The 15,210-nt window shown below is 60.3% G+C and carries 19 protein-coding genes; 9 read left to right on the top strand and 10 right to left on the bottom strand.

Annotation, left to right across the window (positions count from 1 at the left end; translation table 11 throughout):
• Nucleotides 1-10: 10 nt before the first annotated feature.
• The 4 genes from ACZZZ4_RS04175 to ACZZZ4_RS04160 form a co-directional block, all read right to left on the bottom strand.
• The gene (locus tag ACZZZ4_RS04175) at nt 11-952 is read right to left on the bottom strand and encodes a MerR family transcriptional regulator (protein ID WP_463547303.1); all 942 of its coding nucleotides are present in this window, start codon (nt 950-952) and stop codon (nt 11-13) included.
• A complete protein-coding gene (locus ACZZZ4_RS04170) occupies nt 952-1,914 on the bottom strand; it encodes a YbgA family protein (RefSeq protein ID WP_463547302.1) in 963 nt (320 codons plus the stop codon). The genes ACZZZ4_RS04175 and ACZZZ4_RS04170 overlap by 1 nt, the downstream gene beginning before the upstream one ends.
• A gap of 198 nt (nt 1,915-2,112) precedes the next feature.
• A complete protein-coding gene (locus ACZZZ4_RS04165) occupies nt 2,113-2,328 on the bottom strand; it encodes a TIGR02450 family Trp-rich protein (protein ID WP_415761487.1) in 216 nt (71 codons plus the stop codon).
• Nucleotides 2,325-3,311 (bottom strand): NAD(P)/FAD-dependent oxidoreductase, encoded by a 987-nt coding sequence (locus tag ACZZZ4_RS04160; RefSeq protein ID WP_130909546.1) that lies wholly within the window; start codon nt 3,309-3,311, stop codon nt 2,325-2,327. The genes ACZZZ4_RS04165 and ACZZZ4_RS04160 overlap by 4 nt, the downstream gene beginning before the upstream one ends.
• Nucleotides 3,312-3,508: 197 nt before the next feature.
• Here ACZZZ4_RS04160 and ACZZZ4_RS04155 point away from each other — a divergent pair, with 197 nt between their 5' ends.
• Complete coding sequence (locus ACZZZ4_RS04155; RefSeq protein WP_463547301.1) at nt 3,509-4,411, top strand: TIGR01777 family oxidoreductase; 903 nt, start codon at nt 3,509-3,511, stop codon at nt 4,409-4,411.
• A gap of 13 nt (nt 4,412-4,424) precedes the next feature.
• Nucleotides 4,425-5,450 (top strand): ferrochelatase, encoded by a 1,026-nt coding sequence (gene hemH, locus ACZZZ4_RS04150; protein ID WP_463547300.1) that lies wholly within the window; start codon nt 4,425-4,427, stop codon nt 5,448-5,450.
• Between the two features lie 131 nt (nt 5,451-5,581).
• Here hemH and ACZZZ4_RS04145 read toward each other — a convergent pair whose 3' ends face one another.
• Together ACZZZ4_RS04145 and upp are read right to left on the bottom strand one after the other, a co-directional pair.
• The gene (locus ACZZZ4_RS04145) at nt 5,582-6,856 is read right to left on the bottom strand and encodes a uracil-xanthine permease family protein (RefSeq protein ID WP_071173568.1); all 1,275 of its coding nucleotides are present in this window, start codon (nt 6,854-6,856) and stop codon (nt 5,582-5,584) included.
• 2 nt (nt 6,857-6,858) lie between these two features.
• Nucleotides 6,859-7,497, bottom strand: coding sequence for a uracil phosphoribosyltransferase (upp, locus tag ACZZZ4_RS04140; RefSeq protein ID WP_024014279.1), 639 nt, complete (start codon nt 7,495-7,497; stop codon nt 6,859-6,861).
• A 165-nt stretch (nt 7,498-7,662) separates the two neighbouring features.
• Here upp and ACZZZ4_RS04135 point away from each other — a divergent pair, with 165 nt between their 5' ends.
• From ACZZZ4_RS04135 to ACZZZ4_RS04125, 3 genes are all read left to right on the top strand, one after another.
• The gene (locus ACZZZ4_RS04135; protein ID WP_016773231.1) at nt 7,663-8,220 is read left to right on the top strand and encodes a hypoxanthine-guanine phosphoribosyltransferase; all 558 of its coding nucleotides are present in this window, start codon (nt 7,663-7,665) and stop codon (nt 8,218-8,220) included.
• 180 nt (nt 8,221-8,400) lie between these two features.
• Complete coding sequence (locus ACZZZ4_RS04130) at nt 8,401-8,880, top strand: hypothetical protein (protein WP_463547299.1); 480 nt, start codon at nt 8,401-8,403, stop codon at nt 8,878-8,880.
• 63 nt (nt 8,881-8,943) lie between these two features.
• Nucleotides 8,944-9,231, top strand: coding sequence for a PA4642 family protein (locus tag ACZZZ4_RS04125; RefSeq protein ID WP_463547298.1), 288 nt, complete (start codon nt 8,944-8,946; stop codon nt 9,229-9,231).
• 60 nt (nt 9,232-9,291) lie between these two features.
• Here the strand turns inward: ACZZZ4_RS04125 and mqo are convergent, their stop codons facing one another.
• Both mqo and ACZZZ4_RS04115 read right to left on the bottom strand, forming a co-directional pair.
• Nucleotides 9,292-10,800 (bottom strand): malate dehydrogenase (quinone), encoded by a 1,509-nt coding sequence (mqo, locus tag ACZZZ4_RS04120; protein ID WP_039761312.1) that lies wholly within the window; start codon nt 10,798-10,800, stop codon nt 9,292-9,294.
• 702 nt (nt 10,801-11,502) lie between these two features.
• Entirely contained in the window at nt 11,503-11,736 is a 234-nt protein-coding gene (locus tag ACZZZ4_RS04115) for a hypothetical protein (protein ID WP_039761314.1), read from the bottom strand.
• Between the two features lie 205 nt (nt 11,737-11,941).
• Here ACZZZ4_RS04115 and ACZZZ4_RS04110 point away from each other — a divergent pair, with 205 nt between their 5' ends.
• Nucleotides 11,942-12,526 carry a YajG family lipoprotein gene (locus ACZZZ4_RS04110; protein ID WP_039761315.1) on the top strand — a complete coding sequence of 195 codons (585 nt, stop codon included), beginning with the start codon at nt 11,942-11,944 and terminating at the stop codon, nt 12,524-12,526.
• Nucleotides 12,527-12,715: 189 nt separating this feature from the next.
• Here ACZZZ4_RS04110 and ACZZZ4_RS04105 read toward each other — a convergent pair whose 3' ends face one another.
• Nucleotides 12,716-12,922, bottom strand: coding sequence for a hypothetical protein (locus tag ACZZZ4_RS04105; RefSeq protein WP_039761317.1), 207 nt, complete (start codon nt 12,920-12,922; stop codon nt 12,716-12,718).
• A gap of 193 nt (nt 12,923-13,115) precedes the next feature.
• Between ACZZZ4_RS04105 and ACZZZ4_RS04100 the strand changes: the two genes are divergently transcribed.
• Nucleotides 13,116-13,394, top strand: a complete 279-nt coding sequence (locus ACZZZ4_RS04100) for a hypothetical protein (protein WP_101161925.1) — start codon at nt 13,116-13,118, stop codon at nt 13,392-13,394.
• Between the two features lie 54 nt (nt 13,395-13,448).
• Here ACZZZ4_RS04100 and ACZZZ4_RS04095 read toward each other — a convergent pair whose 3' ends face one another.
• Nucleotides 13,449-14,615, bottom strand: a complete 1,167-nt coding sequence (locus tag ACZZZ4_RS04095; protein WP_041479984.1) for a 1-acyl-sn-glycerol-3-phosphate acyltransferase — start codon at nt 14,613-14,615, stop codon at nt 13,449-13,451.
• A 138-nt stretch (nt 14,616-14,753) separates the two neighbouring features.
• Between ACZZZ4_RS04095 and ACZZZ4_RS04090 the strand changes: the two genes are divergently transcribed.
• Complete coding sequence (locus tag ACZZZ4_RS04090) at nt 14,754-14,936, top strand: CPXCG motif-containing cysteine-rich protein (RefSeq protein ID WP_463547297.1); 183 nt, start codon at nt 14,754-14,756, stop codon at nt 14,934-14,936.
• A gap of 9 nt (nt 14,937-14,945) precedes the next feature.
• Nucleotides 14,946-15,206 (top strand): putative signal transducing protein, encoded by a 261-nt coding sequence (locus ACZZZ4_RS04085; protein WP_039761322.1) that lies wholly within the window; start codon nt 14,946-14,948, stop codon nt 15,204-15,206.
• Nucleotides 15,207-15,210 lie beyond the last annotated feature (4 nt).

Raw genomic sequence — 15,210 nt, 5'->3', positions numbered from 1 at the left:
AAACCCATCATCAAATCAATCCGCGTTCGAGCAGCGCCTGGTGTGCGGCAAGCGGATCTTCAGCCAGGAACAGATCGGCAATCTGGGCGGTGCGTGCGGACAACTCGCTGTGGTGGATGTGCACCGTGGGGCCAGCAATCAAGGTCGGGCAATTGACGTTCGCCAACAGCTTGGGCAACTGCGCCAGTTGCATGGCTTTGCTTGAATACAACAGCACGCCACGGGCTTGCAGATGCTCGACGGTCAGCGCCAGTTCACCGGCCGGCAACGGCCAATCGAACACTTGCACCGGGCAATCGGCACTGCTGATCAGCCACGCGCATAGCCACAGATGCGGCTCCAACGGCAGGTCGGAATGATTGATCAACAGCAGCGGCGCCGAATGCAGTTGGCGGTTGTTATGGTAGATGCGTGCACCGAATTTGCTGCGCAACCAGGAAAAGAAAAACGTCCGCTCCATCTGTGCGCCGAACTGGCCCTGCCAGCGCTGTTCGAGCTCGGCCAGCAGCGGCATCAGCAATTGCTCGCACAAGGTCCGGGGCGGATAAAGGGCAATGGCCTGGTTGACGCTGTCATCCAGGGTCCGTTCATTGAGCGCGGTGACTGCCGACAGCAAGGTCTGACGCAGACGCTGCCAATCGTTCTCCACGGTTTCCGTAAAGGCCTGCGGCGCGTCGAGCAGCGGCTTGACCTGGCTGACCGCAACGCCACGGTTGAGCCAGGTGAGGATGGCCATGATCCGTTGCACATGTTCGGCGCTATACAGTCGATGGCCCTTGGGCGTGCGCTGCGGCACCACCAACCCGTAACGGCGTTCCCACGCACGCAGGGTAATGGCGTTGACGCCGGTCTGCCGCGCGACTTCGCGGATCGGCAACCAGCCTTCGTCGAGGGCTTTCTTGAAGTCGGCGCCGAGGTCTTCCTGGGCGCTGCTGTCGGTTTTATCGTTCATTAGATCGCGTTTCGCAGACTAAGGTTTTCCGGATGCGGCTGCAGGTAAACCTGCTGCGCGATGTACGGATCCGGATGGAGTCGAAAGTGGTGTTTGAGCAGCGTCAACGGCACCACCAGCGGCACAATGCCTTGGCGGTACTGGCCGATGACCTGCTGCATTTCCTGTTTGTCTTCGGCACTCAGCGATTGTTTCAAATATCCGCTGAGGTGCAGCAGCACGTTGCAATGGGTGCCGCGGGTGGCGCATTTCTTCAGCGCGGCCATCAGCTCGCTGAAGTAGCGCGGGCCGAGCTCGGCGGGATCGCTGTCAGCCATGTTGCCGAGCAATTTGCCCAGGGTTTTATATTGCAGCGGGTTGTGCGCCATCAGCAGGTATTTGTAGCGCGAATGAAAGTCGGTAAGGGCGCGGCGGCTCAGGCCCTCGGCGAGCACTTGCTGCCAGGCGCTGTAGGCCAATACACGGGTGATGAAGTTTTCCCGCAACACCGGATCATTGAGGCGCCCAGCTTCTTCCACCGGCAAGTCTGGATGTTGTGCGCAGAATGCCTGCGCATAGATGCCGCGTCCGCCACCATTCACTGGCGCGCCGTTGGCGTGATAGACCTTGACCCGCTCCAACCCGCAGGAGGGCGACTGCTGCATGAAGATGTAGCCGGATAGGTCCCGCAACTCGGCGGCCATTTTCTCGCCATATTCGGCCAGCGGCCCGGTCACATTGATGGTCCGGTCGACGGTGCCGACTGCCTCGGGTTGCTCAGGATCGCCGACCAGGCGAATCGGCTCACGGGGAATGCCCATGCCGATCGCGACCTCCGGGCACAGCGGGACGAAGTCGAAATATTCGGCGAGGGTACGGCTGCACAGCCGCGATTCCTTGTGCCCACCGTTGTAGCGCACTTCTTCGCCCAACAGGCAGGCGCTGATGGCGATCTTCGGCTTGGACAGGGAAGCAGTAGACATGAGCACCTCGAATCTATACCTGTACAGAGAGTTATCTCTGTACAACTTTTCCTCAGCATAGAACGATGGATGTACAAGTCAAATGTTTTGTATAAGATTTTTTGTAGGAGTGCGCCTGCTCGCGATGGCGGTGGGTCAGCCAAAACATTTTCTACCTGACATACCGCATCGCGAGCAGGCTCACTCCTACAGGGGAATTTATTTCCAGCCCAATAGCCAGTGTTCATTGTCCTGAAGCGTTCGCCAATCCAGTCGCTCGCTGCGCTGGGTCAGCACCGCCTGCAATTCAACCTCCAGCACCGTACCTTCCTCGTCGCGGATCAGTTCGGTGACCAGAAAATGTTTTTCGCGGTTTTGCGGGTGGGCTGCTGTCCATTTCGACAGCAGCAATTTGCGTGGATTGATGCGATTCATTGCAGGTGTTCGTGCAAGCGACGTGCAGCCTCCTGACCGCTCAGCCAGGCCCCTTCGACGCGACCCGACAGGCACCAGTCGCCGCAGGCGTACAAGCCCAGATCGACATCGGCCAGTGTGGTCCATTCATGGCCAGTGGCGGGCCGGGCGTAGAGCCAGCGGTGGGCGAGGCTGAAGGTCGGCGCCGGCATGGCGCTGTGCAGCAGTTCGGCGAACGCACCGTGCAGATGCTCGATAACCGCTTCCTTGGACAAGTCGATATGCTGCCGGCTCCAGGCGCTGGTTGCATGCAGCACCCACGTGTCGAGAGTGCTGTCGCGCCCGGGTTTGCTGCGGTTGCGCGCCAGCCAGTCGAGCGGGCTGTCCTGTACGAAGCAGCCTTCGATTGGCGTGTCCAGCGGGGTTTCGAAGGCGAGAGCGACGGCCCAGGTCGGCTCCATTTTCACCCCGGCAGCGACGCCGGCCAGTTTCGGCGCGGCGGCCAGCAACGCGGTGGCTTGCGGTGCCGGCGTGGCGATCACCACATGGCTGAAGGGGCCGTGGGTGCAGCCGTCGGCGTCTTGCAGATGCCAGTGTTCTTCGCCGCGATAGACCTCGGTGATGCGGCAGGCAAACTGCACATCCAGGCCATCGAGCAGACCACGGGTGATGGCGCTCATGCGCGGCGTGCCGACCCAGCGAGTCTGCTCGTCCGGCGACATGTTCAGTTGCCCGCCCTGGAAGGTGTACAGCTGCGGCGTCCACTCGGCGGCCCAGCCCTGACTCTGCCAGCGCTGCACCTCGGTAACGAAGCGTCGGTCGCGCGCGGTGAAGTATTGAGCGCCCATGTCCAGCGAGCCGGCGTCGCTGCGCTTGCTCGACATGCGCCCGCCGCTGCCGCGGCTTTTATCGAACAGTTGAACGGTATGCCCGGTCTCTGTCAGAGCCTGGGCGGCGGAGAGCCCGGCGATGCCGGTGCCGATGATTGCGATAGGTACAGTCATAGGGGCCTCGTTTACCTTTCTGTACAGACTACGCCGTCGATGAAACCTGTACAATTCTGTTTTTTGGTATAACTTCTAGCGTTCTCGTTCTGACAGCTTGGCCTATTGTTAAACCATAGAGCCTGCCCGATAGAAAAGATCCCTGCCTATAAAAATAGACTAGTGATCCGGGTTAAACGCCACGCGAGGAAGATGTCATGCACATATTGCTGACCGGCGGTACTGGTTTGATCGGACGTCAGCTCTGCCGGCACTGGCTGGAGCGGGGCCATCGCCTGACGGTGTGGAGTCGCCGCGCGGAAAAAGTCGCGCAGATCTGCGGCGCGCAGGTGCGCGGGATAGCCCGTCTGGAGGACCTCGGCGACGAGCCGCTGGATGCGATCGTCAATCTCGCCGGTGCGCCGATTGCCGACCGTCCCTGGACCCATCGACGCAAGGCGTTGCTGTGGAGCAGTCGCATCACCCTGACGGAAACGCTGCTGGTGTGGCTGGAAACTCGCGTGCAGAAACCGTCGCTGCTGATTTCCGGCTCGGCGATCGGTTGGTATGGCGACGGTGGCGAGCGCGAATTGACCGAAGAGTCGCCGCCCGGCATCGACGATTTCGCCAGTCAGTTGTGCATCGCCTGGGAAGAAACCGCTTTGCGTGCCGAGAACCTCGGCATTCGCGTGGTGCTGGTGCGAACCGGTCTGGTGCTGTCGGCCGAGGGCGGCTTTTTGTCGCGCCTGCTGCTGCCGTTCAAACTCGGGCTGGGCGGGCCGTTGGGCAATGGTCGGCAGTGGATGCCGTGGATTCACATCGACGATCAAATCGCCCTGATTGATTTTCTTCTGCACCGGAATCAGGCCAGCGGTCCTTATAATGCCTGCGCCCCTGCATCTGTGCGCAACCGCGAATTTGCCAAGACCCTGGGCAGTGTATTGCACCGCCCGGCATTCATGCCGATGCCGACCCTGGCGCTGAAAGTCATGCTCGGCGAGCTGTCACTGTTATTGCTCGGCGGCCAGCGCGCGACGCCGGCACGCTTGCTGGAAGCGGGCTTCAGCTTCCGCTTTACGGATTTACGCGCGGCCCTGGATGACCTCTCCAGCCGCCTCTGAAATAGGACGTTGCATGACCGATCACGCTTTGCTTCTGGTCAACCTGGGCTCTCCGGCCTCCACCTCGGTGGCCGATGTGCGCAGCTACCTCAATCAATTTCTCATGGACCCCTACGTGATCGACCTGCCATGGCCGCTGCGGCGGTTGCTGGTGTCGCTGATCCTGATCAAGCGTCCCGAACAATCGGCACACGCCTATGCCTCGATCTGGTGGGAAGAGGGCTCGCCGCTGGTGGTGCTCAGCCGCCGCCTGCAGGAGCAGATGACCCGGACCTGGAAACACGGCCCGGTGGATCTGGCGATGCGTTATGGCGAGCCGTCGATCGAAACCTGTCTGCTGCGTCTGGTGAAGGCCGGGCACAAAAAGATCACGTTGGCGCCGCTGTATCCGCAGTTTGCCGACAGCACCACGACCACGGTGGTCGAAGAAGCCCGGCGTGTGCTGCGCGAGAAGAAACTCGATGTGCAGCTGTCGATCCTGCAACCGTTCTACGATCAGCCGGAATACATCGAGGCGCTGGCCGCCAGCGCGCGCCCGCATCTGCAGCAGGATTACGATCATTTGCTGCTGAGTTTTCACGGCTTGCCGGAGCGCCATCTGAGCAAACTGGACCCGACGGGCAATCACTGCCTCAAGGGCGCCGATTGCTGCCAGACCGCGTCGCCGGCGGTATTGGCGACCTGTTATCGCGCGCAGTGCTTCCGTACCGCTGCCGCCTTCGCCAAATCCATGGGCCTGCCGGACGGCAAATGGTCGGTGTCGTTTCAGTCGCGCCTGGGCCGGGCGAAATGGATCGAGCCGTACACCGAAGTGCGGCTGGATGAATTGGCCAAAAGCGGTGTGAAAAAGATTCTGGTGATGTGCCCGGCGTTCGTCGCTGACTGCATCGAGACCCTGGAAGAGATCGGCGATCGCGGCAAGGAACAGTTCCGCGAAGCGGGGGGCGAGGAGCTGGTGCTGGTGCCGTGCCTGAACGACGACCCGCAATGGGCCAAGGCGTTGGCGACCCTCTGCGAAAGAGCGCCGCTGGCCCTCTGAGCAAGCCCGCTCACACAGTGATCGTTCCCACGCTCTGCGTGGGAATGCAGCCCGTGACGCTCCGCGTCACTGGACGCGGAGCGTCCCTTGAGGCATCCCCACGCGGAGCGTGGGAACGATCATTGCGGGGGTTAAATCAGCGGCTCATCCGCCTTCTTCTGCTTCCAGCCGTCATTGCCCGGCAGGATCAGGTTCAGCGCAATCGCCACCACCGCGCACAGCGCGATGCCTTTGAGGCCGAAGTCATCAGGGCCGGTGCCGGTGCCGACCAGCACGCCGCCGATGCCGAACACCAGCGTCACCGAGACGATGACCAAATTGCGCGCCTCGCCTAGGTCGATCTTGTGACGGATCAGAGTGTTCATACCCACCGCTGCAATCGAACCGAACAACAGGCACAGAATCCCGCCCATCACCGGCACCGGAATGCTCTGCAGCAGCGCGCCGAACTTGCCGATGAACGCCAGGGTGATGGCGAAGATCGCCGCCCAGGTCATGATTTTCGGGTTGTAGTTCTTGGTCAGCATCACCGCGCCGGTCACTTCAGCGTAAGTGGTGTTGGGCGGGCCGCCGAACAGGCCGGCGGCGGTAGTGGCGATGCCGTCACCGAGCAGGGTGCGATGCAGGCCCGGCTTCTTCAGGTAATCGCGACCGGTCACGCTACCCACGGCAATCACGCCGCCGATGTGTTCGATCGCCGGGGCCAGTGCCACCGGAACGATGAACAGAATCGCCTGCCAGTTGAACTCCGGCGCGGTGAAGTGCGGCAGGGCGAACCATGGCGCTGCGGCAATTTTCGCTGTGTCGACCACGCCGAAATAGAACGACATGGCAAAACCCACCAGCACGCCGGAAATAATCGGCACCAGACGGAAGATGCCCTTGCCGAATACCGCCACGATCAACGTGGTCAGCAGCGCCGGCATGGAAATCATCATCGCCGTCTGATAGTGGATCAGCTCTGAACCATCGCCGGCCTTGCCCATCGCCATGTTCGCGGCAATCGGCGCCATGGCCAGGCCGATGGAAATGATCACCGGACCGATCACCACCGGCGGCAGCAAACGGTCAATGAAACCGGTGCCTTTGATCTTCACGGCCAGGCCGAGGAAGGTGTAGACGAAACCGGCCGCCATCACTCCGCCCATGGTCGCGGCGAGGCCGAACTGGCCCTTGGCGAGAATGATCGGCGTGATGAAGGCGAAGCTCGACGCCAGAAACACCGGCACCTGACGCCCGGTGACGATCTGGAACAGGATCGTCCCCAGACCGGCGGTAAACAGTGCCACGTTCGGGTCCAGGCCCGTGATCAGTGGCATCAGCACCAGGGCGCCGAAAGCCACGAACAGCATCTGCGCGCCGGACAGCACCGTGCGCCAGAGCGGATCGTTGAACTCTTGCTGCATGGTTACGCGTCCTTCTGCTTGGTGCCGAAGATCTTGTCACCGGCGTCGCCAAGCCCAGGAATGATGTAGCCGTGCTCGTTCAAGCGCTCATCGATGGACGCGGTATAGATGGTCACGTCCGGGTGCGCCTGTTCTACCGCAGCAATGCCTTCCGGCGCGGCGACCAGGACCATCGCGCGGATGTCGCGGCACCCGGCCTTTTTCAGCAGGTCGATGGTGGCAACCATGGAGCTGCCGGTGGCGAGCATCGGGTCGATGATCATCGCCAGGCGCTCATCGATTTCCGGTACCAGTTTTTCCAGATAAGTGTGCGCTTGCAGGGTTTCTTCGTTGCGGGCAACGCCCACAGCGGAGACCTTGGCGCCCGGGATCAGGCTGAGCACGCCTTCGAGCATGCCGATACCGGCACGCAGGATCGGCACGACGGTGATCTTCTTGCCGGCGATCTTCTCCACTGACACGGTGCCGCACCAGCCGGCAATGTCGTAGGATTCGAGTGGCAGATCTTTTGTAGCTTCATAGGTCAACAGGGCGCCGACTTCCTGAGCGAGCTCGCGGAAATTCTTGGTGCTGATGTCAGCGCGGCGCATCAGGCCGAGTTTATGACGGATCAGCGGATGGCGGATCTCGAGGATGGGCATGGGAAAGGCTCCGGCGGCGGGCAAAAAAACCGGCCTAGATTAATCTATCCGAGGGTGATGTCCTATAGGACATTCTGTACGTTAGTCCATAAGAGCTTGATTCGACCTCGCGGGATGCGTACCTTTGCCCGCTTTTCCAATTCCGCCAACCCCTTGGAGAGCGCCATGTCCGCTGATCTCGAGCATATCCGTCAAATCATGCGAGAGGCTGACTGCCTGTACACCGAGTCTGAAGTCGAAGCGGCCATCGCCCGCGTCGGTGCACAAATCAACGAACAACTGGCTGACAGCAATCCGGTGGTGTTCTGCGTGATGAACGGCGGCCTGATCTTCTCCGGCAAATTGCTGACGCATCTGCAATTCCCGCTGGAAGCGTCCTACCTGCACGCGACTCGTTATCGCAACGAAACCAGCGGCGGCGACCTGTTCTGGAAAGCCAAGCCGGAAGTCTCGTTCATCGACCGCGACGTGCTGATCATCGACGACATCCTCGATGAAGGTCACACCCTGGGCGCGATCATCGACTTCTGCAAACACGCCGGCGCACGCAAGGTGCACACCGCCGTGCTGATCGACAAGGACCACGACCGCAAGGCACGTCCTGATCTGAAAGCCGATTTCGTCGGCCTGCCGTGCATTGACCGTTACATCTTCGGCTATGGCATGGACTACAAAGGCTACTGGCGCAACGCCAACGGGATTTACGCCGTTAAAGGCATGTAATCCGCGCCTCAATCTAAATGTGGGAGCGAGCTTGCTCGCGAAAGCGGTGTATCGGTCGACATCTGTTTTGAATGTCAGTCCGCCTTCGCGAGCAAGCTCGCTCCCACAGTGTTTTTGTGTGTGCTGATCCATCCGCGTTACCCATGCTAGAGTGCTCGGCCCCGCCTCCCGGAGCCTGTCATGCGCCTCTTGATCCGCAGCCTCGCCGCGCTGTTGCTATCTCTCAGCCTGCCGTTGTCCGCCGCGCCGATGCACAGTCAATTCCTGCCGCCCGACGATCTGACCCTGCGCGATGCCGAACCCGAGCAGCAACAACTGATGCAAGTCAGCGAGTACTCGGTGGTGGTCGGTGCGCAGCGCCAGTCCAATCAACAGCCGATTCCGGTCACCTCATCCCTGTTGATCCGCCTCAAGGGCAAATCGCTGAACAAAGGCGCGACCATCAGCCAGGTGCTGGTGAGTTTCGACGGTGAGAGCAAAAGCCTGAAAAAACCGGCCTACGACGACAAGAGCAAAACCCTGACGCTGTTCTATCCACTGGCGCAATACCGCGTGGTGATGGATCTGCTGCGCAACGACACGGTGTACGTGCAGTTCCTCAGTTACGCCAACGGCCATATCTGGGCCGATTTGCACACCGGGGCGATTCGTCCGCGTTGAGCCGGGCGGTCGGGCAGGGGTAAACTGCCCGCCCCGTGTCATGTCTGCGAGCTGGAGTCGGCAATGCGTAAAGATAAGAAACAAGTGATTGGTGACGAGATCGGCGATGAGCAGATCAAGCTGTTCCTCGATTTTGAGCCGGTCGACGCCACTTCGCCGTCGCTGCACAAACTGATCAAGGCTTATCGAGGTTTGCGTATCGATGACTTTGAGCGCTTTCTGGGTTTCTTCGTCGAAGCCGGTTATGACGTCGATGGCAGGGACGAGCAGGGCAAGACTTTTGTTGAACTGATCAAGGATCAGCGTAACGCCGCTGAGTACATCGAATTGATCGAGAAGGCTCGCGGCTAGGATCAAAAGATCGCAGGCAAAAAAAACGCCCCGAACGGGGCGTTTTTTCATGCGGCGCGATCAAGCAAAGCTTGGCGTCTCGCTGCTTTCTTCAACCAGTTCCAGGGCGATGTTGTTCTGCGTGTTGATCTTGCGATACAGCGCAGCATCGGTTTCCAGAACCTTCTCGCGGGCCGGGAAGATTTCCGCCAGTTTGCTTGCCCACTCGCCCGACGCCTTGGCCGGGAAGCACTTCTCGATCAGCTCGAGCATGATCGAAACGGTCACCGACGCGCCTGGCGATGCGCCTAGCAGCGCAGCAAGGGAGCCGTCTTTTGCCGCGACCAGTTCGGTACCGAACTGCAGGATGCCGCCCTTTTTCGGGTCCTTCTTGATGATCTGCACCCGTTGGCCGGCCACTTCCAGGCGCCAGTCTTCGGCTTTCGCCTGCGGGTAGAAACGGCGCAGGGATTCCAGGCGCTGTTCCATCGACTGCATCACTTCGCTGACCAGGTACTTGGTCAGGTCCATGTTGTTTTTCGCCACTGCCAGCATCGGCCCGATGTTACCGGCGCGCACCGACATCGGCAGGTCCATGAAGGAGCCGTGCTTGAGGAACTTGGTGGTGAAACCGGCGTACGGCCCGAACAGCAGGGATTTCTTGCCGTCGACGACGCGAGTGTCGAGGTGTGGCACCGACATCGGTGGCGAACCCACAGCGGCCTGGCTGTAGACCTTGGCCTGATGCTGCTTGACCACTTCCGGGTTATCGCAACGCAGCCACTGGCCGCTGATCGGGAAGCCGCCGAAGCCTTTGCTTTCTTCGATGCCCGAAGCCTGCAGCAACGGCAGCGCCGCGCCACCGGCACCGAGGAAGACGAATTTGGCGTCGACTTCGCGCGTGTTGCCGTTGTTGACGTCCTTGATGCTGACGGTCCAGCCGGCGCCGTTACGCTTGAGGCCGGTCACGCGCTTGCAGTATTTGACCTGGGTGTCTGGGGCGCTGCTCAGGTGCTTGAGCAACTGATTGGTCAGGGCGCCGAAGTTGACGTCGGTGCCGTTCATCACGCGGGTGGCGGCGAGGACTTCGTCGGGCGAGCGGCCCGGCATCATCAGCGGCATCCACTCGGCCATCTTGCCCTTGTCTTCGGTGTACTCCATGTCGGCGAACGCGTGGTGCCTGCTCAGGACATTGAAGCGTTCCTTGAGGAACGACACACCGCTCTCGCCCTGAACGAAACTCAGGTGCGGCACCGGGCTGATGAAGGATTTGCTCGAGCCGAACGTGCCCTTTTTGGTCAGGTACGACCAGAACTGTTTGGACACCTCGAACTGGGTGTTGATGTGCACGGCTTTCTTGATGTCGACGCTGCCGTCGGCGGCCTGCGGCGTGTAGTTCAGCTCGCACAGGCCGGCGTGACCGGTGCCGGCGTTGTTCCACGGATTGGAACTCTCGGCAGCACCGGAATCCATCAGCTCGACGACTTCCAGCTTGATCGCGGGGTCGAGCTCTTTGAGCAGTACGGCCAGGGTGGCACTCATGATGCCGGCCCCTACCAGAACTACGTCGACTGCTTCGTTATGCGCCATTTAACGCGTCTCCCAAATCTGCAGCACCAAATTGTCGGCATGGCTGCCAGGCGTTCCAGGGCAGGTCAGTGGGCCCGGGCTATCCGTGGTCAGGTTGGCCATGTCCGGATCTTCGCAATTTTTCGCAACTTCGACGGATGCGTGCGGCCTGGTTTCAAGCGTTCCATGAACGCATTTTCGCGCAGGGCTGGCAATTCGACTTATGGTCGAGTCATCCGTTTTCGTGCAACCAAATCCGTAGCGGACAGGCTTCAGGCTCCGATGTTCGAGGTGTACCCGGTCCTGTGTCGTTGGGCTGTTTCAGACGCTAATGGTGCATGTTCAGACGCAAAACTATTCATTTGCTCGCCACACTCTTGTGAAGTTGTGAAAACCCGTTTTTTTCACGCTCTTTTGAAGACGTGAACCTCAAAAAGGGCTGCCTTGGCCTGGCACCTGCCCGCAAGGGCGAAACAACGCGGTGGCCGAGCGATTGACAGCTCTGCAGATTCGCGAAAAGCGGGTTTTTGCCGGAAGAACAGGCAAGCGCGCCAACTTCACTCGATCTGTGTGGGCGGCTCTCTGTGGGCGATTTTGATGTCGATGCATGCGCATTGACGCTGTTGCGGGGCCCGATCAGGAGACGTCCTTATAATCGGGGGAGATTGTAGCGAAGAAATGCGCGCAGTTGCTCGTGTTTAATGACTTTTCTTAGGCATCCGGTCAGATGCTCAACTGCACCTGACCGCGTGCGCGCATTTGTCGCGGTACGACCCGGGCGCTGGCGGGCAGCGGCTGGTTCAACCAGGTCAGGCGGATTTCTTCGATTTCCACCCAGCCGTCGCCCATCGGTTGCAGGCTGCACTGCTTGAACGCCTGGCAATGGCCGTTGCGGTCGAGCAGGGCGAAGCTGCGATGCAGCGGGCGTGGGGCGAACAGCGAGATCAGATAACGCATGGCAGAGTTCCTTGAAAGAGGACTGCTTTGAAGCTTGTCGGCGAGCCATGACGCCAGGGTGTATGGACGGTGAAGAATGTGTGACAGGAACCGCTTTCGGCGGGGTTTGTCAGACATTTCAGTATTCACTGTGCGGCGCTGGTTACGCGCAGTGGCCCACCGCTATACTGCCGGCCTGTTTGTGCCTGATTCTGGAGAGAAGAGCATGTTGCAACGCCTGTTGTTCGGTTTGATCACTGTCGCCGGTTTGACCCTCGCCGGCTGCGCCCACAGCCCGCAACAACTGAATCCGGAGCCGAAGCTGACCACGCAACTGCCAGCGGTCGGTCGCGGGCAGCCGGTCATCGTGCGTGTGGTCGACGGTCGTCCGTCGCCAACCCTCGGCACCCGTGGCGGCCTGTACCCGGAAACCAGCGCCATCACCGTGCAGCGCGAGCAGATCCTGCCCAAGCTGCAGGCCCAGGCCGAAGCCGCCGTGCGTCTGCTCGGCTTCACCCCGACCACCAGCGCACCCAACGCGCCTCAGTTGACCGTGACCCTGGCCGAGTTGAAATATCAGTCGCCGAAAGAAGGCATGTACGTGACTGAGGCCACCATCGGCGCGACCTTCCGTTCCGACGTGCAGAACGCCAACCGCCGTTACAGCGGCCGTTATGGCGCTTCGCTGGACCAGCGCTTCGGCATGGCGCCGAATCAGGAAACCAACACCAAACTGGTCAGCGATGTATTGAGTGACGCACTGACGCGTCTGTTCAAGGACCCGACTGTGGGTCAGGTGCTCGCTGAGTAAGTTTGCAGCGAATGTGAAAAAGCCCGGGATCAGCGATGAGCCCGGGCTTTTTTGTGGCCGCATGTTTTGAATACCGCAGAAACCTGTGGGAGCGAGCCTGCTCGCGAAAGCGCTGGCTCATTCGAAGCAATGTTGACTGACCCAATGCATTCGCGAGCAGGCTCGCTCCCACAGGGGATCTGCGGTGCTTCAAGCAGCCTGGGAATAAAAATCGAGCACGCTCACGCCGGTCAACAAATCGGCCTCGGGCAAATCCGCATGCTGATGCCCGCCCAGCGCGCAATACACCAGCCAGTGCCGGTCCTGCACGTTGAAGGCGAGGCTGCCGACCAGGCTTTGCTGGTCGTCGTAAGGGGTGATGAGGTACAGGCGATCCTGGTTTTCCGCGTGCAGCATGTCGCATTCCATTCGGGTTTCGAGGCGCGCAGGGTGAAGCATCCACGTGACGATGCCATGACACAGGACAGCCATCGGTCGATTCTCAGGTTATTTGTCGCAAAGGCTGGGGCAGGGTGGGCCGGTTTGGGTAGAATCCGCGCCGCGGTCGTCGGTCTGGCGTCTGCCACACCGGTTAAGTTCGAGGTCTGTGATGTCGCTGCACTTGATGACGCTGTTTACCGCCCATCCCGCCAAATTGATCAACCTGCTGGCCTTGCTCCTGGCCTTTCCGGGCAGTTGGTTGCTGCACGCGACCCGCCGCCGTGAGCAGCGCGCGCAGGCCAGCCTGGCGGCACAGCGTCAGGCGCAGCCGAATGCCGAGCCGATCCTCGATTGGGCGACGTTGCGCATGAACCGGTTTTTCTATCGTTTTGGTTTTGCTTGCCTGGGGCTGGCCCTGCTCGTCTCGTGGATCAGCACCCGCTTTTAAAAGCAAAAGCAAACCCTGTGGTGAGGGGATAAATCCCCTCGCCACCGCTGTTGCCTACAGCGGCAACCCAGCCTTGACCCGATACTGATTGCGCACCGGCGTCGCATATTGCAGCACCAGGTACGGGCGATGCTCAGCGGGGCAGGCATCCAGTCTGCTTTGCCATTCATCCTGCGCCTTGGCCAGTTCGTCAGCCGGGAACACCTCGGCTGCCGTCGGCACATTCAGTTGCGGGTCGGCATCCGCCCATTGCGCGTACGCCAGGTAATGCACCGGGAACAACCGGTAGCCGCCGAGAATCTGCTTGTCCATCTCGATCGCCAATTGCTTGGTGTCTTCAAACACCTCGGTGATCGGCGCGGCGAAGTTCACGTGCACCCGGCCTTTGTAGCCGGTGATGCCCTTGGCAATGCTCACGTCATCCTCGCCCGGCGCCTTGGCGTAGGTGCCGGTGGTAGCGCGGATGTACAGCTCGCGGGCCTTGGCCTGGTCGCACGGGTCGTATTCATAGCTGATCGACACCGGGGTGACGTTCAGCGAGCGGATCACTTCGCCGAACGGCTCGTCCTTGCGGCTCATATGGAACATCTTGAGGATCGCCGACTCGGTACGATCATCGCCATCCTTCGCCCGGCCTTCCGCCTGAGCAATCCAGATCGACGCGCAATCGTTGCGGATCGAGTGGTTGATGTATGCCGATAACAGCTGATACGCAGCCATTTTCTCGCGCCGGCCGGTGATCGAACGGTGGACGATGAAGCTCTTGTTCAAGCGCATCAGGTCACTGACAAACGGCTTTTGCAGCAGGTTGTCGCCAATCGCGATGCGCGGCGTCGGCAGGCCGGCATGGTACACGGCGTAGTTGACGAAGGCCGGGTCCATGACGATATCGCGGTGGTTGGCGATGAACAGGTAGGCGCTGCCGGACTTGAATTGCTCGACACCGGTATAGGTCACGCCGTCGGTGGCGCGCTCGATGGTGTGGTCGACGTAGAACTCGACTTTGTCCTGTAAGGTAGCCACGGAATTCACGTCGGCAAACTCACGACGCAGCCGATGGGCTATAAGAGGTTTGAGCATCCAGCCGAAGGCACCGGCAAAACGCGGGAAGCGGAAGTGGGTGAGGATATCTAGAAACGCCTTGTCGCCGAGCAGCCTTGCCAGTACCGCAGGTACTTCGCTGTCGTCGTAAGGTCGGATGGCATCGAATTCGCCCATCATGCTCTCTTGTTGGAAACGGCTAGGGTAAGTAAAGGGTTTGATCGAAAACCCGCGGGGCATGGTCTGAAAAGTAGTCAGACAAAAATAGCCCTGCAAATAGACCGGCGATTATACGCACAAGTCACTGGGGAGACCGCGATGCTGGAAAATGCAGTGTATGAATGTCCGTATTGCGGTGAGGAAGTCGAGACCACTCTGGATTTGTCCGGTGGGGATCAAACGTATATCGAAGACTGCCAGGTGTGCTGTCGTCCGATCACCTTTGTCCTGCAGGTACATGAAGAAGAGTGGCATCTTGAAGGCTTCAGCGAAAACGAGTGAGGGCCGCGTATGCAGCGTATCTACGAGCCGGCAAGCCTGATGGAAGGCGAAATGCTCAAGGGCATGCTCGCCAATGAAGGGATCGAAGCGCACTTGATCGGCCGTGATCTGGTCGGCGGCACGGGCGAACTGCCGATTTTCGGACTGCTCGGGTTGTCGGTGGCTAACGATCAGGCCGAATACGCCCGCGAGCTGATCACCGCGTACAATGCCGCGCTGCCACTGCCCGGCGACGAACCGGAAAGCTTCCCCGGGACGCTGGTCTGTTAGGCTG

The organism is Pseudomonas sp. AC252, from assembly GCF_979258105.1.
This window is presented reverse-complemented; position numbering and strand designations above follow the sequence as displayed.